An 18,144-nucleotide genomic window follows, 5' to 3' on the forward strand; every position below is an offset into this window, starting at 1 on the left:
CTTGGCCTTGGCCAAAAAAGTACGTGGTGATAATCAGCTAAGCCGAGAGTTGTATCTGCTTGATCACTACAAGGTAATTGGCATCGATGGGAATGACGCCAGAGAGCATGTCGACATACGTCATATAGCAGAGGATGACTTCAATATTTTTCATTGAGTACAGTTGGGCCGGCTCGAGGGTTGTAGGAGCTTCCATATGCTGCGAAAAGGGCCGCATTGCGGCCCAAGATTTTCGCCAGTGCGCGAACAAGGGAATGCTGCCTTTCGCCACACAAGGTCGCTATAGGATGCTTGAGCTAAGCTTTGAGCTGCAGTGCAATCTGTTCTTGGTCATCTCTATTTCATCCATCAGTGCCTTGGCCAAGACCGACAGGTATTCCGCAGCTCCCAATAGCTTGTGGTCATCTTCCGCATCGCCTTCATGTATCAGGTGCTTGATATAGCCCAGCAAAATGGAGACCTGTTCGTAGGCATCGTCGATCGGGATGCCGGGCTGCACTCGCAGTAGATTGAGCGGCGGGTTGCCAACGTCGAGGAAGGTTTCTACACCGATGGTGGTGATGACCTTGGGTTCGTCTGCCATTTCGTCATCCCTCTGTCTTCTGGCCATAGAGTTGGGGGTGCACATGTTCGACCAGCGAATAGGCGATCTCACTTGCATGCATGGCATTGCCCAGCATGTTCAGGCCGGATTCACCGGCTCGTGCGCGGCAGTGTTCGTCGATGGTTTCGATGACCCCGCGGAGCAGCTCGCTGGCGTGGGCGAGGGCGTCGGGAGGGCACATGTCGGATCTGACGGTGAAGAAAGGGGTGTGGATGGGCTTGCGGTAGGGTGGGTCGGGTACGAGCTTCTTCATGGTCCAGCTCCAGCTTCTTGAAAAAGGGAACCACCACCTGAATCTTTCTCATGGATTGAAGGCGGCAGCCGTACGCGGGAGTGAGAAAACCGAGAGAAGCTAGCAAAGGCTCGGCCAGGCGTAAGCCCGCCCACGTACGGCCACCATAACGGCGCTGCTAGCTAATCTATCGGGTTCTCATGCCCGGTCGCCGGAGCGACCCGAAAAGGCTATCCCTGAGGGATTTCCCCGACAACAGCGATACTTCGGCAGCGCTCGTAGGATAATTCCCAAGCATCTTATTCTTGAAGCATTTGGTTGCAGATTCAGAAATGTCTTACGGCTGGTTGGCCGTGGGTGGATGTCAGCAGAATGGGGTGAGGGCTACCAGGTGCTCGCCACAACCCTTGCGGCGCCTGTGAGCTCGAGGGATATCCCCGGCAGCCCCAACGCCCCCCCAGACACAATCAATCCGCACACCACTGACCCATGTCATCGCACCTTCTCGTTTCTTGACTAGTCTTATCCATTGGCGGCCATCAATTAGCCGCCACCGTGACTACCAAGAGGCGCCGGCCATGTTCCGTGCGTCCGAACCTGATCAGGAGTGCACGATGGATCTCAACCGTCGGCAGTTCTTCAAGGTCGCCGCTGTCGGCCTTGGAGGCTCGAGCCTGGCGGCGTTGGGCATGTCCCCTACGCCGGCCTTCGCCGAGCAGGTGCGTCACTTCAAGCTGGCGCACACGAAAGAAACCCGCAACACCTGCCCCTACTGCTCGGTCGGCTGCGGCCTGATCATGTACAGCCAGGGCGATGCGGGCAAGAACGTCAAGCAGAACATCATCCACATCGAAGGCGACGCCGATCACCCGGTCAACCGTGGCACCCTGTGCCCCAAAGGTGCCGGGCTGCTCGACTTTATCCACAGCCCCAGCCGCCTCAAGTACCCCGAGGTGCGCAAGCCGGGCAGCAAGGAGTGGGTGCGGGTCAGTTGGGACGAGGCGCTCGACCGCGTCGCCGACCTGATGAAGAAAGACCGCGACGCCAACTTCATCGAGAAGAATGCCCAGGGGCAAACGGTAAACCGCTGGCTCACCACCGGTTTCCTCGCTGCCTCCGCCGCCTCCAGCGAGGCGGGTTACCTGACCCACAAGGTCGTCCGCGCAACAGGCATGCTGGGGTTCGATAACCAGGCACGTGTCTGACATGGCCCGACGGTGGCAAGTCTTGCCCCGACGTACGGCCGTGGCGCCATGACCAACCATTGGTCCGATATCGCCAACGCGAATCTGGTCCTGGTGATGGGTGGCAACGCAGCAGAAGCGCATCCATGCGGCTTCAAATGGGTGACCGAAGCCAAGGCGCACAACCAGGCGCGGCTGATCGTGGTCGACCCGCGGTTTACCCGTACCGCTTCGGTGGCGGACTACTACGCGCCGATCCGTACCGGTACCGACATCGCCTTCATGGGCGGGCTGATCAACTACCTGCTGAGCAATGACAAGATCCAGCACGAGTACGTGCGCAACTACACCGACGTGTCGTTCATCGTCAAAGAGACCTATGGCTTCGAGGACGGGCTGTTCAGCGGCTACGACGAGGCCAAGCGCGTGTATGCGGACAAATCCGGCTGGGGCTATGAGCTGGGCGAGGACGGCTTCGCCAAGGTCGACCCGACCCTGCAGCACCCGCGCTGCGTGTTCCAGTTGATGAAGCAGCACTACAGCCGCTACACCCCGGAGCTGGCCAGCATGACCTGCGGCATGCCGCAGGACGCCATGATGAAGATCTGGGAAGAGATCGCCACCTGCTCGGTACCGGGCAAGACCATGACGATCCTCTACGCACTCGGCTGGACGCAGCACTCCATCGGCGCGCAGATCATCCGCAGTGCGGCCATGGTCCAGCTGCTGCTGGGCAACGTCGGCATGCCGGGCGGCGGGGTCAACGCCCTGCGCGGGCACTCCAACATCCAGGGCCTGACCGACCTCGGCCTGCTGTCCAACTCATTGCCGGGCTACCTGACCCTGGCTGGCGACGCCGAGCAGGACTACGCCGCCTATATCGACAAGCGCGCTTCCAAACCGCTGCGCCCGGGGCAGCTGTCGTACTGGCAGAACTACGGCAAGTTCCACGTCAGCCTGATGAAGGCCTGGTACGGGCCGAACGCGACGGCCGAAAACAACTGGGGCTATGACTGGCTACCCAAGCTCGATGTGCCGGCGTACGACGTGCTGCGCATGTTCGAAATGATGAGCCAGGGCAAGGTCAATGGCTACATGTGCCAGGGCTTCAACCCGATCGCCGCGCTGCCGGACAAGAATCGCGTCACCGCGGCGCTCGGCAAGCTCAAGTGGCTGGTGATCATGGATCCGCTGGCCACCGAAACCTCGGAGTTCTGGCGCAATGCTGGGCCGTTCAACGATGTCGACACGGCCAATATCCAGACCGAGGTGATCCGCCTGCCCACCACCTGTTTCGCCGAGGAGGATGGCTCGCTGGTCAACAGCAGCCGCTGGCTGCAGTGGCACTGGAAGGGCGCCGACGGCCCGGGCGAGACCCGCACCGACGTGCAGATCATGAGCGAGTTGTTCATTCGCCTGCGCCAGCGTTACCAGGCCGAGGGCGGGGCCTATCCAGACGCCATGATGAACATTCACTGGCCGTACAAGATCCCCGCAGAGCCATCACCCGAGGAGCTGGCCAAGGAGATGAACGGCTGGGCAGTGGCCGATGTCACCGACCCGACCGGCGCAGTCATCAAGGCTGGCCAGCAACTGTCCGGCTTCGGCCAGCTCAAGGATGACGGCAGTACCGCCTCCGGCTGCTGGATTTTCGCCGGCTGCTGGACCGAGCAAGGCAACCAGATGGCCCGCCGCGACAACAGCGACCCGTACGGCATGCACCAGGTGCAGAACTGGGCCTGGGCCTGGCCGGCCAATCGCCGCATCCTCTACAACCGCGCGTCCAGCGACCCCCAAGGCAAGCCGTGGGACCCAGAGAAGAAGCGCCTGGTGTGGTGGAACGGCAAGGCCTGGACCGGCACCGACGTACCCGACTTCAAGGTCGACTCGCCACCTGAGGCAGGGATGAACCCGTTCATCATGAACCCCGAAGGTGTGGCGCGGTTCTTCGCCATCGACAAGATGGCCGAGGGCCCGTTCCCCGAGCACTACGAGCCGTTCGAGACGCCGATTGGCATCAACCCGCTGCACCCGCAGAACAAGAAGGCCACCAGCAACCCGGCCGGGCGGATCTTCGATTCCGTGTGGGACACCCTTGGCAAGCACGAAGAGTTTCCATATGCGGCGACCACTTACCGGTTGACCGAGCACTTCCACTTCTGGAGCAAGCACTGCCGCCTCAATGCCATCGCCCAGCCCGAGCAGTTCGTCGAGATCGGCGAGGTGCTGGCCAACGAAAAAGGCATCAAGGCCGGTGACCGGGTGCGGGTGTCGAGCAAGCGTGGTCACATCGATGCGGTGGCGGTGGTGACCAAGCGGATTCGCCCGCTGCAGGTCAACAACCAGACGGTGCACCAGATCGGCATACCGCTGCACTGGGGCTTCACCGGGACCACGCGGCATGGCTACCTGACCAACACCTTGGTGCCGTTCCTCGGTGACGGCAACACCCAGACGCCAGAGTCCAAGTCGTTCCTCGTCAAAGTGGAGAAACTCTGATGGCCAGCCAAGACATCATCGCCCGCTCGGCCACCACCACCGTTCCGCCTTCGGTACGCCAGCTGGACGAGGTCGCCAAACTGATCGACACCACCAAGTGCATCGGTTGCAAGGCCTGCCAGGTGGCGTGCTCGGAATGGAACGAACTGCGTGACGAGGTCGGCCACAACCACGGCACCTATGACAATCCCCAGGACCTCACCGCTGAAACCTGGACCCTGATGCGCTTCACCGAGCACGAGCGCGACGACGGCAACCTGGAGTGGCTGATTCGCAAGGACGGCTGCATGCACTGCGCCGAGCCGGGCTGCCTGAAGGCCTGCCCAAGCCCGGGCGCGATCATCAAGCACGCCAACGGCATCGTCGACTTCAACCAGGACCACTGCATCGGCTGCGGCTACTGCATCACCGGCTGCCCGTTCAACATCCCGCGCATCTCGCAGAAGGATCACAAGGCGTACAAGTGCACCCTGTGTTCCGACCGCGTGACCGTGGGCCTGGAGCCGGCCTGTGTGAAGACCTGCCCGACCGGGGCGATCGTGTTCGGTACCAAGGAGGAGATGAAGGTGCATGCCGCCGAGCGTATCGTCGACCTCAAGTCCCGCGGCTTCGAGCAGGCCGGGCTGTACGACCCGGACGGTGTCGGCGGCACCCACGTGATGTATGTGCTGCACCACGCCGACACACCGAAGCTGTACGCCGGCCTGCCGGACCAACCGGTGATCAGCCCGCTGGTGGGCTTGTGGAAGGGCTTCACAAAACCGCTGGCGCTGTTGGCCATGGGCGCGGCGGTGCTGGCCGGGTTCTTCCACTACGTGCGGGTGGGGCCACAGCGGGTCGAGGAGGACGAACACCCGGTGCCACCGGACAACAGCGTGCATCAGGTGGACCCTGCGGTGCATGTCTATGACCCGACCAAGCCCGGTGGGCAAGGGGAGCAGCGGCCATGAACGACGACAAACCCATCCTGCGCTACAACGCCAATGAGCGGACCAACCACTGGATCGTCGCCATCCTGTTCATGACGGCAGGTCTTTCCGGGCTGGCGCTGTTCCATCCAGCACTGTTCTGGCTCAGCCATCTGTTTGGCGGCGGACCATGGACGCGCATTCTGCACCCCTTCCTGGGCGTGGCGATGTTCGTGTTCTTCCTCGGCTTGGTGTTCCGTTTCTGGCGCGCCAACTTCATCACCGCCAACGACCGCCTGTGGCTGCGCCGCGTGGACCGGGTGATGCTGAACCAGGAGGAGGGAGTGCCACCGATCGGCAAGTACAACGCCGGGCAGAAGCTGCTGTTCTGGACCCTGCTGGTGTGCATGCTGGTGTTGTTGCTCAGCGGCGTAGTGATCTGGCGCGCGTATTTCAGCCAGCTGTTCGGTATCGAGGTCATTCGCCTGTCGGCGCTAGCCCATGCGCTGGCGGCGTTCGTGCTGATCCTCAGCATTATCGTGCACATCTACGCCGGTATCTGGATCAAGGGCTCGATCGGCGCCATGCTGCATGGCGGGGTCAGCCGCGCCTGGGCACGCAAGCACCATGAGTTGTGGTACCGCGAAGTGACCGGCGACAAGACGCCGGGCAATCACGGACGGAAAGAAGGATGAGCGCTTGAGCACGATACTCGAACCGGGGCAGATCGAAGCGTCGGCAGTGATGCCGCCGTTTCTGCACCTGCCGCCTGCCAATCTGTTTGCACTGCGCGCAGCGCGCCTGGAGCACTTGGCTGAGGGTAATGCCCTTGGCGATTACCTGCTGCTGATCGCTCAACTATGCCGCGTCCAGCAGCAGCTTGTGGATAACCCTCCCGGTAGTTTGCCGGTGGCCGAGGAGCGTCATCGCCTGTGCATAAGTCATGGGCTGCCGCCGTTGGCAGCCGACGGTCTGGTACGGGAGGGGTCGTGGCTGGTCTGGTTGCAGGCCTTGCTCTTGCACTTCGATAGCGAGGCCAGTGGCGCGCTGGGCGAAGCGCTACAGGCCCTGCGCGACAGTGACGACAGCCAGCGCAAGAGCTGGGGGATCGCCTTGCTGGCCGGCCAGTACGATGCGCTGCCGGCGGCGTTGGTACCGTTCATTGGCGCCGCCTTGCAGGCAGCCTGGTCGAGCTGGTTGCTGGCCCTGCCAGCACCGGAACTGAAGCCCGCCGGTAGCCTGGCGCAGTGCCCGGCCTGCGGTTCGCCGGCAATGGCCGGGGTGGTGCGCAACCGTGGCAAGCACAACGGCCTGCGTTACCTGGCATGTTCGTTGTGTGCCTGTGAGTGGCATGTGGTGCGGGTCAAGTGCGTCTATTGCGAATCGAGCAAGGACTTGCGTTACACCAGTCTCGAAGACGATCGCCATGCGCCGGGCAAGGCGCCGCTACGGGCCGAATGCTGCCCGGAATGCTCCAGCTACCTGAAGCAGCATTATCTGGAAAACGATGCGGCGGCCGAGCCACTGGCTGATGACCTGGCCAGCCTGGCGCTGGATATCAGGCTGGACGAGGAGGGCTTCCATCGCCTGGCACCCAACCTGATGCTCGCGCCGGGTAGTGGCTGAGTGTCTACACTGTAATACCGAGTTGCCTGCTTCGCGGGTAAACCCGCTCCCACAGTTACAGCGCACTTCTGAAGGTTGGCGCTATACCTGTGGGAGCGGGTTTACCCGCGAAGAGGCCATCAAAGACAACGGACCCGTCCAAGGTAGTACTCTGCATGCCCTCCAGCCTAGCCAGCGACACCCTGCGCCTGCCCTCCATCGATACCCTCCTGCGCCACCCGGCCTGCCTCCCGCTGATCGACCGTCACGGCCGCGACGCCGTCCTGAGCACCTTGCGCCAGCTGCTCGACGACCTGCGTGACCCTGCCCGCAACGGCGAACTCAGCAGTGCCGAACTGGCCCCTGAAATCCTCCTCGGTCGTGCTGGCGAACGCCTCTCGATCCAGCAACGCAGCCAGGTCCGCCGCGTGTTCAACCTCACCGGCACCGTGCTGCACACCAACCTGGGTCGCGCGCTGCTGCCCGAGGAGGCCATCGAGGCCATGCAGACCGCCGCCCGCTATCCCCTCAACCTGGAGTTCGACCTGGCCACCGGCAAGCGCGGCGACCGTGATGACCTGATCGAAGGCCTGATTCGCGAGCTGACCGGCGCCGAGGCCGTCACCGTGGTCAACAACAATGCCGCCGCCGTGCTGCTGGCGCTCAACAGCCTGGGCGCGCGCAAGGAAGGCATCATCAGCCGGGGCGAACTGATCGAGATTGGCGGTGCCTTCCGCATTCCCGACATCATGGCAAGAGCCGGGGTGAAGCTTCACGAAGTCGGCACCACCAACCGCACCCACGCCCGTGACTATGAAGCCGCCATCGGCCCGCGCACCAGCCTGCTGATGCGCGTGCACTGCAGCAACTACAGCATTCAGGGCTTCACCCATCAGGTACCGACTGCCGACCTGGCGCGTATCGCTCACCAGCATGACTTGCCACTGCTCGAAGACCTCGGTAGCGGCAGCCTGCTTGACCTCACGCGCTGGGGCCTGCCCGCCGAACCGACGGTGCGCCAGGCCTTGGCCGATGGCGCCGATATCGTCACGTTCAGTGGCGACAAGCTGCTGGGCGGCCCCCAGGCCGGGATCATCGTCGGTAGCAAAGCCCTGATCGCCAGGATCAAGAAGAACCCGCTCAAGCGCGCACTGCGGGTCGACAAGATCACCCTCGCCGCACTCGAGGCGGTGCTGGCGCTATACCGCAACCCCGACCGCCTGGCCGAACGCTTGCCGAGCCTGCGCCTGCTGACCCGCGGCCAGGCCGAGATCCAGGCCCAGGCCGAACGCCTGGCTCCCGAGCTCAAGGCGCACCTTGGTGAGCAATGGCAAGTCGGCGTCGAGCCGGCGCTGGGCATGATCGGCAGCGGTAGCCAGCCAGTGGCGCGGCTGCCCAGTGCGGCGCTGTGCCTGCGCCCGCTGGTGTCGAAGAAGCTGCGCGGGCGCAGCCTGCATGTGCTGGAGCGTGCCTTGCGCGACCTGCCGGTACCGGTGCTTGGGCGCATCGCTGGCGACGCCCTGTGGCTCGACCTGCGCCAGCTCGACGATGAAGCCCAATGGCTGGCGCAGTTGCCGGCCCTGCAACTTGGGCCCGTGCAATGATCGTCGGCACCGCCGGCCACATCGACCACGGCAAGACTGCGCTGCTTCAGGCCCTTACCGGCCAGGCCGGGGACCAACGCCAGGAAGAGCGCGCGCGTGGCATGACCATCGACCTCGGCTACCGCTACGCGGCGCTGGCCGAGGGGGCTGCCTTGACCGGCTTCATCGATGTGCCGGGCCATGAGCGGTTCATCCACAACATGCTGGCCGGCGCCCATGGCATCGACCTGGTGCTGCTGGTGGTGGCCGCCGACGATGGGGTGATGCCACAGACCCGTGAGCACCTGGCGATCATCGAGCTGCTGGGGATTCCCCAGGCGCTGGTGGTGATCAGCAAATGTGACCGGGTCGAACCCGCTCGTTTGGCAGAGGTGCAGGCGCAGATCAGGGAGTTGCTGGCAGCGGGGCCTTATGCCAAGGCACGGCAGTTCCCCGTGTCGAGCATCACCGGGCAGGGTATCGAGGTGTTGCGTCGGGCCTTGCTAGAGGCCGAGGTGCGGGTGCGTCAGCGCAGCGCACGCGGGGGCTTTCGCCTGGCCGTCGATCGCGCCTTCGCCGTGACCGGCGCCGGGGTGGTGGTGACCGGCACGGCACTGGCCGGGCGTGTCAGTGCCGGCGACACGTTGCTGCTGGGCAAGGCCGGCAAGCCGGTACGGGTGCGTGGCTTGCACGCGCAGAACCAGGTGGCGTTGGTAGCCGAGGCCGGCCAGCGGGTGGCGTTGAACATTAGCGCCGAGCGCCTCGCGGTAGAGCATGTGCACCGAGGCGACTGGCTGGTGCCGGAATGGCTGCATGCGCCCAGCTTGCGAGTCGATATCGAACTTTGCCTGCTTCCCGGTGAAACCCGCCTGTTCGAGCATTTCAGTGCGGTACATGTGCACCTTGGTACTCAGGATGTGACGGCACGGGTGGCCTTGCTCGAAGGTGAAACCTTGGCCGCTGGCCAGCGCATGTTTGCCCAGCTGCTGCTCAACGCACCGTTGCAGGCGGTACATGGAGACCGCCTGGTGCTGCGCGACCAGCGTGCCCAGCGCACCCTGGGCGGCGGCAAGGTGCTCGACCCGTTCGCGCCCAGTCGGCAGCGCCGCAGTGAACAACGCCTGCGCCAACTGCAGGTGCTGCGTGATGCCGATGGCCTGGAGGAGGCACTGCCGGCCTTGCTCGCCAGTGCGCTTGGGGGGCTCGACCCGCAGCGCCTGGAGCGCCAGTTCAATCGCCAGCGCGATACCTGGCTGTTGCCCAATGATGTGTTGGTGGTAGCCACGCGCCAAGGCCCGCTGCTGTTTGCCCAAGGCCAATGGCAAGCGCTGAGGCAGCAGGTGCTGGAGCAACTGGCGCGCTTCCATGAGCAGGAGCCTGACCAGCTCGGCCCGGACCGCGACCGCCTGCGCCGCTTCGCTGCCTTGCCGCTTGAGCGCCCGGCGTTTGTCAGCTTGCTCGATGAGCTGCTCAATGACGAAATGATCGCCAGCAGCGGTCCGTGGCTGCATTTGCCTGATCACAAGGTGCAGTTGAGCGCCGTCGACAGCGCGCTATGGGAGCGGCTGCAGCCGAAGTTGCTCGCAGGGGAATATGACCCACCTTGGGTCCGGACGCTGGCCACCGAAGAACATTGCGCGGAGGCGGATGTGCGCCTGTTGCTGCGCAAGCTGGCCCGGCTGGGCCTGGTACATCAGGTGGTGCGCGACCTGTTCTATCCTGAGGTAACGCTAAGGCGCATGGCAGAGCTGCTGCTGCGGCAGGCTAACGACACGCCAGTAGTGCAGGTTGCTGCGTTTCGCGATATGTTGGGCATCGGTCGCAAGCGCAGTGTGCAGATTCTCGAATACTTCGACCGTATCGGGCTGACCCGTCGGGTGGCTGACCAGCGCTACATCCGCGCCGACAGTGCCCTGGCCCAGCAGCAGGCCAGGCACTGAGTTCAAGGAAGGCAATCGCGCCCGGTGGCGCGGCCGGGCTTCAAACCCGGTTGGGGACGGCAGCCGTTCCCGGGCAGGTTCGACTCCCGCTGCCTTCCGCCATTTTCCGCTTTCAGGCCCGCTCGCCGCAAAGGTCCAGCGCGAACCATTGCTCCACCGCGTCTACATCCAGCCCCGCACCCAGTAGCGCAAACATCTTGCCCAGCGCCGCTTCGCGGGTCATGCCGCCAGCGCTGACCAGTCCAGCCGCGCGCAGGCGGTTGCCTGCCGCATAGGTATCGAACACGACCGAACCTTCGGGGCACTGGCTGATGGCTGCCAGCAGCACACCACGCTGGCGCGCTGCACGCAGCACTTCCAGCAGCGCCTGATCATCCGACGGGCCGGTGCCACTGCCATAGCATTCCAGCAGTAACCCTTGCACGCCGCTGTCGAGCAAGCCCTTCAGATGCCCGGCTTGCAGGCCCGGGTACACCGGCATCACCGCCAGGTTGACTGGCTGACGCTGCTGGCGATAGTTCAGGGCGGCAGGCAATTCGGCGGCACGCTCGCCTCCACGGTGGCGCGGCAGTGCAGCGAAGGCGTCGAAGGCCTCGCTGCGCAGCTTCGAAGCCCGGCAGCCATGCAGCAGCTGGCCATGGAAGTACAGCTGCACGCCAGCCTCCAGGCCCTGTTCGAGCAGGCGCAAGGCCCCGCACAGGTTGCCCCAGGCATCGCTGCCCGGCGCGCCAGCCGGCAACATCGAGCCGGTCAGCAGTACCGGCACCGGCAGGCCCAGCAACAGGAACGACAGCGCTGCGGCGCTATAGGCCAGGCTGTCGGTACCGTGCAGCAGCAGCACACCGTCATGGCCGGCGTCCACCGCCGAGACGATGGCATCGCGCATCGCCAGCCAGTTGTGCTGCTGCATGTTGGCGCTATCGAGCAGCGGGTTCATTTCCTGCAGTGTCCATTGCACCTGGGGCGCGTCGGTCAACTGGGCCAGGTGTTCGCGCATCCGCGCGTCGAAGCCGCCAGCCGGCGCAAGGCCTTCGGCGGTTTCGAGCATGCCGATGGTGCCACCGGTGTAGAGCACGAGAAGATTCTTGACAGCACGCATGGAAAGCATCCGTAGCGGTGAGCGGAGGTGAAGCAGCCGCCCACGGACGGGGCGGCCAGGCAGGGGAGGATATCAGCGCTGCGTCTGAACTTGGCCAGCGGCCGCGTCAGTGGCGGTTTCCGCCTGCGGATTGGCAGGCCAGGCGTTACGGTCCAAATCCAGGTCGGCGAATTTCGACGAATCGAACACCGGCTGCTGGATGCCGGCCTTGCGCTGTTCGTCGTAGTCGCGCATTACCCGCAGGCCGACTTTGAACAGCAGCGCCAGGGCCACCAGGTTGACGAAGGCCAGGCAGGTCATGGTGATGTCGGCGAAGGCGAACACGGTCGACAGGTCCTGCATCGAACCCCATACCACCAGCGCCAGTACCAGAGCGCGGAATACCAGCAGCACTACGCGGTTGCGGCTGAGGAACTGCAGGCTGTTTTCACCCAGGTAGTAGTTGTAGAGGATGCAGGTGAACACGAACAGCGACAGTGCCACGCTGACGAACAGGCGGCCCCAGTCGCCGACCACGGCGGCCAGCGAGTTCTGGGTCAGGACGATGCCGTCACCTTCGAAGCCCGGGGTGTAGAAGCCCGACAGCAGGATCAGCAGCGCGGTGCAGGTGCAGATGACGAAGGTGTCGAGGAACACGCTGAACGCCTGGACCACGCCCTGGGCGCCCGGGTGTTTCACAGCGGCCACGGCAGCCACGTTTGGTGCACTGCCCAGGCCCGCTTCGTTGGCGAACACGCCACGCTTGACGCCCATGACGATGGCGCTGCCGAGCAGGCCACCGAACGCCGGGTCAAGGCCGAATGCGCTCTTGAAGATGGTTTCCAGCATGGCGGGCACGTGTTCGATCTGGGTGCCGATCACGTACAGGGTCACGCCGATGTAGGCCAGGGTCTTGACCGGTACCAGCAGGTCGGACACTGCGGCAATGCGCTTGATGCCACCGATGAAGGTGATGGCCAGCAGCACGGCAAGGACGATGCCGGTGTGCTTGGGGTCAAAGGCAAAGGCATTCTGCAGCGAGTGGGTCACGGTATACGACTGCAGGCCGATGAAGGCGAAGCCATAGGTGACCAGCAGCAGGATCGAGAACAAGATGGCCATGCTCTTGAGCTTCAGGCCGTGCTGGATGTAGTAGGCCGGGCCGCCACGGTACAGGCCGTCGCCGTCAGCGCGCTTGTAGACCTGGGCCAGGGTGCATTCGAAGAAACTGCTGGCCATGCCGACCAAGGCAGTGACCCACATCCAGAACACCGCGCCTGGGCCACCCAGAGTCACCGCGATACCGACACCGGCGATGTTACCGGCGCCAACGCGGCCGGCGAGGCTCAGCATCAGGGCCTGGAAGGAGCTCAGCTGGCCTGCCTGGCCACGCAGCGATTCCTTGAATACAGCAAACATGTGGCCGAAGTGGCGGAACTGGACGAACCGCGAACGGATGGTGAAGTAACCGCCGAGACCGACGATCAGCACGATGAGGAGTTTCCCCGAAAGGAAATCGTTGAGTGCTTCGAGCATTGGAAAATGACCTCGATTCTTATTCTTCGCATGGAATGAACAGCGGACGGCAGGCGTATCGCTGTTCGTTGGCGCGCATGGTTGGCCATGACAAAGGTGGTTACAATTTCGCGGCTTGCTCTAATTTGGTGCGACTTGATGCTACACTGGCGTCAATCGCGTCACCCGAGCCCCTAAGCATGAGCGATCATTTCGCTACCAACCTCAAACTGGCGTGCAGCCATTACCGCTCTATCTCCGAAGTTTGCCGCCAGCTGTCGATAAACCGCGCGCAATTCAACAAGTACCTGAGCGGGCAGAGCCGTCCGACGGCTTACAACCTCAAGCGCATCGGTGATTTCTTCGGCGTTGAAGATTACGAGCTGAACTTGCCGCCTGAGCAGTTCAGCCGCCTTATCGGTGCCCGTGCATCGACACCGGCCGAGCAGAGCGGTGACCCGATCAGCGAACTGTTCCGCCCGCTGCACGATCACGCGGGTAATCTGTCGCGTTATTGCGGCTACTACCTGGAATACTCCAACTGCATGTCCGTCCCGGGCACCATCCTGGTTTCGTTGGTGCACCTGTGGGAGGAGCGTGGCCGCTATTTGTTCGAGCGCCAGGAACGCCAGGAGCGCTCCAGTGCCACCGACCCACATGCCGAGGTGCGTTGCCGCTACCTGGGCGCGGCGTTCCAGTTGCAGGACCGGATGTTCCTGGTCGACTACGAATCATTGACCTTCAACGAGATGAGCCAGACCATCCTGATCCCCAGCTTCAAGAGCCGCATCACGCGCCTGAACGGCCTGAAGGCCGGGGTCTCCAGCGGCGATCGGCGCAACCCGGCCTGCACCCGCGTGGTGTGGGAGTACCTGGGGGAGGAGATCAACCGCATCAATGCCTATCGGCAGGTGAGGTTGTACCAGCCGGATGATCCACGGATCGATGACGATGTGCGTGAGCGGTTGAGTGTTGGGCCGTTGCGTAACAGCTTGTTCGAGATTGAGTGAAATATTTAGTGCAGCGCTGTGTAAGCGCGCAGCCATTCACCTACCGGATGACCGTCACCCAGCAGCAACTTCGTCGCCATCAGGCAACACACCGTGATCAACAGTGGTTTGATCAGTTGCGGCCCGAAGTAGAGGGCGCAACGAGCGCCGAGTTGAGCACCGAGGATGGCGCAGGCTGCCATGGCCAGCGCCAAAGGCCAAATGATGGCCCCACCGAAGGCAAATACTGACAACGCTCCAAGGTTGCAGGATGCATTGAGCAGTTTGCTGCTGCAGATTGCCTGCATGAGGTGCTGCCCCAGCAGCAACGTGAAGGCGACCATGAAGAATGAACCGGTACCCGGGCCAAAAATACCGTCATAGAAACCAATGCCTGGCGCTACCACGAGCGCGAAGCACAAATACGACAGCCGCCGCTTACGGTCCTGGTCCTCAAGCTTGGGGCTGAGTGCAAAATAAGCAGCGACCGCTATCAGCAAGAGCGGCACAATTGCTTCCAGGACCGCTCTGTCGAGCAAGCTGATCGACAAGGCGCCTGCAACACCACCTGCGAATGACAGCAAAGCCATTGGCCAGTCTGTTCGCCATTGGATCATTCGCTTGCGGGCGAACGCCCAGACTGCTGAAGAACTGGCCGAGGAGGCCTGGAACTTGTTGGTAGCCATTGCCGCCAGCGGATCGACTCCAGCAATGAATAACGCCGGAAGCGTGAGTAAACCACCGCCGCCTGCGATGGCGTCGAAGAAGCCTGCCAGCAATGCAGTGGCGGCAAGGATCAACAAAGTTGAAGTTTCGATTTCCATATTTGTTATTCCGTCTTATCCGCGAACGACGAGTGGGTCTGATTGAAGTACCAGAGGCTCCGCGTGAGGTGCATATGCAAACAGCCGAACCAGAAGCCTCCTGTTATCAAGAATGGTGTCCCGAGAATGCAGGGCCTGGCTGTTGTTGATCAAAAGCGCTGAGCTTGAGTCCAGCACAAATACTTTGGCTTCTATTTCGCTGACTAATCCCGCTAATGCCTTAAGTGCGTGCTGCGCAGGGATTGAAGCCTCTGAGTCCAACGAGTAGCGGTAAGTGCTGTAGCGCAAGGCAAACCCTTCCATTCTGTCGAACTGCAATATGGAACTTGCACGAGGAGGCGGGCTGTCGTCCTTGATGAAGCATTCGCTTCGGCTGAAGCGAAACGAGCGTGATGTGAGCGCAAGTGCCTCGATACCGTTCAGTCTTCTGATGGCTCCGCGCATGGGTGTTAACCGTGTCGGCTCGCGCTGAGGGTTCCATCTTGCGGTCAGGATAAGTGCGCTCGGTGCTGGTGAGTGTTCGTCTTCAGCCTTGACCGAACAGTTGTAAGGGGGTTCTGTATGGGGGCCAAGGCTGACGCCTGCATGGGAGCTCAATTCGGCCGTTCGGTCTTGTTTTTCCTCAACAAGCGGGACCTTTCCACCACCTTTGAAGTTACCCACAAGACGCGTTTGTCTCCCCTCGTTATCGATATCAAATGCGAAGGATTGGTATCCGACGAGACTCAGCAGAATCTGATGTCTGGACGCCAGATAAATAATAGCGGGCGCAGTGTTGAGGTTCTCATGTGGCGGCATTACATCAGGGAGTGGGTCACTGGACAATGGCAGCATGTTGCAGAACTCAATTGCGCAAACCTGGCCGGATGTGAATGCATCAAGAAGTCTCTGCTGTCGAGCTGTGATCTCCTGTTTCAGCCGCTCAGCATAGTGTCTGGATAACGCTGCAGTGCCTGAAGCATCAGGCCCCCCCTCAGCGGCCACACGAAGGCACGCTTCATCCAGTCTACGAGCTTGATCTGGCTCGAAGTTGAAGTGAGCAACATCGTGTAATTCTTCGCTATAGCCCGCAGCCATTGTTTTGTCCTTGCCTGTAGGGATTCTGTGAAACTTTCAAAGATACGGGAGCTATTTAGGCAACTTTTTTTGATGTTGGATGCAGGACTTGGCTACTCGAAGGTGTAGGAATATTCCTGCGAGGTGGTGGCTCCGAGGCGCATTAGTAGCGGCGCACCCTAGGGTTGGACTTCCCCGCCCGGAAACCGCAAAATGGCTCCTTTCCTTCTATCAACCTGTTCGGATCTGCTGACTCTATGCGTATGCGCCTGATGCTGTTGGGTGGTGGCAATGCCCTCGGGCAAGCGCTGATTCGTCTCGGGGCCGAGGAGGACATCGCATTTCTGGCACCGCGCCCGCCGGAGAACGGCTGGGCCCCGGCCAGCCTCACTCAGCTGCTTGACGATCATCGCCCCGATGCCCTGGTCAACCTGGCCTATTACTTCGACTGGTTCCAGGCCGAGTCGGTCAGCGACCAGCGCCTGGCCCAGCAGGAGCGGGCGGTAGAGCGGCTGGCGGAGTTGTGCCAGCACCACCAGATCACCCTGGTACAGCCTTCCAGCTACCGGGTGTTCGACGGTTCGCGGGCCACGGCCTACAGCGAAAAGGACGAACCGGTCCCCTTGGGCCAGCGGGGCCAGGCCTTGTGGCGTATCGAGCAGAGCGTGCGTGCGGCGTGCCCGCAGCATGTGCTGCTGCGCTTCGGCTGGTTGCTGGACGAAAGCATTGACGGTGCCTTGGGCCGCTTCCTGACCCGCGCCGAGCAATCCCAGGAACTGCTGCTGGCCGATGACCGCCGCGGCAACCCGACTCCGGTCGACGACGCCGCGCGGGTGATCCTGTCGGTGCTCAAGCAGCTCGATTGCAGCGCGCCGCTGTGGGGCACCTACCACTACGCCGGTAACGAGGCGACCACGCCGCTGGCACTGGGCCAGGCAATCCTCAGCGAGGCCGGGCAGTACCGTCAGCTGGCCGTGCAGGCCCCGACCGCGCAGGCCCATGCCGCACGGCCGGATGCCAGCGAGGAGCCGCAGCACGCGGTACTGGCCTGCAAGAAAATTCTTCACACCTTCGGCATCAAGCCGCGTGCCTGGCGCGCTGGCTTGCCGCCACTATTGGATCGATTCTACCGCCATGGCTGATGCCCCCATCCTGATCACCGGCGGCGCCGGCTTCATTGGCTCCCACCTGTGCGATGCGTTGCTGGCCAAGGGCTACGCCGTACGTATTCTCGACGACCTTTCCACCGGCAAGCGCGATAACCTGCAACTGGATAACCCGCGCCTCGAACTGATCGAAGGCGATGTGGCCGACGCCGCGCTGGTTCAGCGTGCCGCCGCCGGTTGCGCTGCCGTGGTCCACCTGGCCGCGGTGGCGTCGGTGCAGGCCTCGGTCGAAGATCCGGTGAAGACCCACCAGAGCAACTTCATTGGCACCCTCAATGTGGCCGAGGCCATGCGCGTGCATGGCGTGCGCCGCGTGCTTTTTGCATCGAGCGCAGCGGTTTATGGCAACAATGGTGAAGGCGAGTCGATTGCCGAGGACACGCCCAAGGCGCCGCTGACGCCCTATGCCGTGGACAAGCTGGCCAGCGAGCAGTACCTGGATTTCTACCGCCGTCAGCATGGCCTGGAGCCGGTGATATTCCGCTTCTTCAACATCTTCGGCCCGCGCCAGGACCCTTCCTCGCCGTATTCGGGGGTGATCAGCATCTTCAGCGAGCGGGCGGCCCAAGGCTTGCCCATCACCGTGTTCGGTGATGGCGAGCAGACCCGGGACTTCCTCTACGTCGGCGACCTGGTGCAGGTGATGGTGCAGGCGCTGGAGCAGCCGCAGGTGGAAGAGGGCGCGGTGAACGTTGGCCTCAACCAGGCCACTTCGCTGAACCAGATGCTCAAGGCGCTGGAGCAGGTGGTGGGCAGCCTGCCAGCGATCAGTTACGGCCAGGCGCGCTCCGGTGATATTCGCCATTCGCGGGCGGACAACCAACGCTTGCTGGCGCGTTTTGCATTCCCGCAGCCGACCCCGATGGTCGAGGCCTTGGCCAAGCTACTCGGCAAGGCTTGAGATAGCTGGGGCCGCTTTGCGGCCCTTTCGCGACACAAGGCCGCTCCTACAAGGGATCTC

15 protein-coding genes and 1 tRNA gene are annotated in these 18,144 nt (G+C 62.7%); 10 read left to right on the forward strand and 6 right to left on the reverse strand.

Annotation, left to right across the window (positions count from 1 at the left end):
- Window positions 1-280: 280 nt before the first annotated feature.
- Both CQW31_RS12695 and CQW31_RS12700 read right to left on the reverse strand, forming a co-directional pair.
- Window positions 281-583, reverse strand: coding sequence for a DUF3077 domain-containing protein (locus CQW31_RS12695; protein WP_099814607.1), 303 nt, complete (start codon window positions 581-583; stop codon window positions 281-283).
- Window positions 584-587: 4 nt separating this feature from the next.
- Window positions 588-857, reverse strand: a complete 270-nt coding sequence (locus tag CQW31_RS12700) for a hypothetical protein (RefSeq protein ID WP_099814608.1) — start codon at window positions 855-857, stop codon at window positions 588-590.
- Between the two features lie 593 nt (window positions 858-1,450).
- Here CQW31_RS12700 and fdnG point away from each other — a divergent pair.
- The 7 genes from fdnG (at window position 1,451) to CQW31_RS12740 (ending at window position 10,657) form a co-directional block, all read left to right on the forward strand.
- Window positions 1,451-4,519, forward strand: coding sequence for a formate dehydrogenase-N subunit alpha (gene fdnG, locus CQW31_RS12710; RefSeq protein ID WP_143524216.1), 3,069 nt, complete (start codon window positions 1,451-1,453; stop codon window positions 4,517-4,519).
- A complete protein-coding gene (fdxH, locus tag CQW31_RS12715; RefSeq protein ID WP_054886528.1) occupies window positions 4,519-5,469 on the forward strand; it encodes a formate dehydrogenase subunit beta in 951 nt (316 codons plus the stop codon). The genes fdnG and fdxH overlap by 1 nt, the downstream gene beginning before the upstream one ends.
- Window positions 5,466-6,122 carry a formate dehydrogenase subunit gamma gene (locus tag CQW31_RS12720; protein ID WP_054886529.1) on the forward strand — a complete coding sequence of 219 codons (657 nt, stop codon included), beginning with the start codon at window positions 5,466-5,468 and terminating at the stop codon, window positions 6,120-6,122. The genes fdxH and CQW31_RS12720 overlap by 4 nt, the downstream gene beginning before the upstream one ends.
- A gap of 4 nt (window positions 6,123-6,126) precedes the next feature.
- A complete protein-coding gene (fdhE, locus tag CQW31_RS12725) occupies window positions 6,127-7,053 on the forward strand; it encodes a formate dehydrogenase accessory protein FdhE (RefSeq protein ID WP_099814609.1) in 927 nt (308 codons plus the stop codon).
- A 155-nt stretch (window positions 7,054-7,208) separates the two neighbouring features.
- Window positions 7,209-8,636 carry an L-seryl-tRNA(Sec) selenium transferase gene (gene selA, locus CQW31_RS12730; RefSeq protein WP_054886531.1) on the forward strand — a complete coding sequence of 476 codons (1,428 nt, stop codon included), beginning with the start codon at window positions 7,209-7,211 and terminating at the stop codon, window positions 8,634-8,636.
- Entirely contained in the window at window positions 8,633-10,555 is a 1,923-nt protein-coding gene (selB, locus tag CQW31_RS12735) for a selenocysteine-specific translation elongation factor (RefSeq protein ID WP_099814610.1), read from the forward strand. Before selA ends, selB begins: the two co-directional genes overlap by 4 nt.
- A 6-nt stretch (window positions 10,556-10,561) precedes the next feature.
- A tRNA-Sec gene (locus CQW31_RS12740) sits at window positions 10,562-10,657 on the forward strand.
- A gap of 10 nt (window positions 10,658-10,667) precedes the next feature.
- Here CQW31_RS12740 and CQW31_RS12745 read toward each other — a convergent pair.
- Both CQW31_RS12745 and CQW31_RS12750 read right to left on the reverse strand, forming a co-directional pair.
- On the reverse strand, window positions 10,668-11,654 hold the full coding sequence (locus CQW31_RS12745; RefSeq protein ID WP_099814611.1) for an asparaginase: 987 nt from the start codon (window positions 11,652-11,654) through the stop codon (window positions 10,668-10,670).
- Window positions 11,655-11,726: 72 nt separating this feature from the next.
- The gene (locus tag CQW31_RS12750) at window positions 11,727-13,169 is read right to left on the reverse strand and encodes a sodium:alanine symporter family protein (RefSeq protein ID WP_054886534.1); all 1,443 of its coding nucleotides are present in this window, start codon (window positions 13,167-13,169) and stop codon (window positions 11,727-11,729) included.
- Window positions 13,170-13,348: 179 nt separating this feature from the next.
- Between CQW31_RS12750 and CQW31_RS12755 the strand changes: the two genes are divergently transcribed.
- Window positions 13,349-14,158 carry a helix-turn-helix transcriptional regulator gene (locus CQW31_RS12755; RefSeq protein ID WP_054886535.1) on the forward strand — a complete coding sequence of 270 codons (810 nt, stop codon included), beginning with the start codon at window positions 13,349-13,351 and terminating at the stop codon, window positions 14,156-14,158.
- A 5-nt stretch (window positions 14,159-14,163) separates the two neighbouring features.
- On the opposite strand, the gene CQW31_RS12760 is transcribed toward CQW31_RS12755, so the two are convergent.
- Both CQW31_RS12760 and CQW31_RS12765 read right to left on the reverse strand, forming a co-directional pair.
- Window positions 14,164-14,961: a TSUP family transporter gene (locus CQW31_RS12760; RefSeq protein ID WP_099814612.1), complete on the reverse strand. Its 798-nt coding sequence runs from the start codon at window positions 14,959-14,961 to the stop codon at window positions 14,164-14,166.
- Between the two features lie 15 nt (window positions 14,962-14,976).
- The gene (locus CQW31_RS12765; RefSeq protein WP_099814613.1) at window positions 14,977-16,038 is read right to left on the reverse strand and encodes a hypothetical protein; all 1,062 of its coding nucleotides are present in this window, start codon (window positions 16,036-16,038) and stop codon (window positions 14,977-14,979) included.
- A gap of 236 nt (window positions 16,039-16,274) precedes the next feature.
- On the opposite strand from CQW31_RS12765, the gene CQW31_RS12770 reads away from it, so the two are divergent.
- Entirely contained in the window at window positions 16,275-17,159 is an 885-nt protein-coding gene (locus CQW31_RS12770; RefSeq protein WP_099814614.1) for a sugar nucleotide-binding protein, read from the forward strand.
- Window positions 17,152-18,084, forward strand: coding sequence for an NAD-dependent epimerase/dehydratase family protein (locus CQW31_RS12775; RefSeq protein ID WP_099814615.1), 933 nt, complete (start codon window positions 17,152-17,154; stop codon window positions 18,082-18,084). The genes CQW31_RS12770 and CQW31_RS12775 overlap by 8 nt, the downstream gene beginning before the upstream one ends.
- The last annotated feature ends 60 nt before the right edge of the window (window positions 18,085-18,144 follow it).

It is taken from the genome of Pseudomonas sp. 382 (assembly GCF_002759075.1).
Taxonomy (GTDB): domain Bacteria; phylum Pseudomonadota; class Gammaproteobacteria; order Pseudomonadales; family Pseudomonadaceae; genus Aquipseudomonas; species Aquipseudomonas vlassakiae.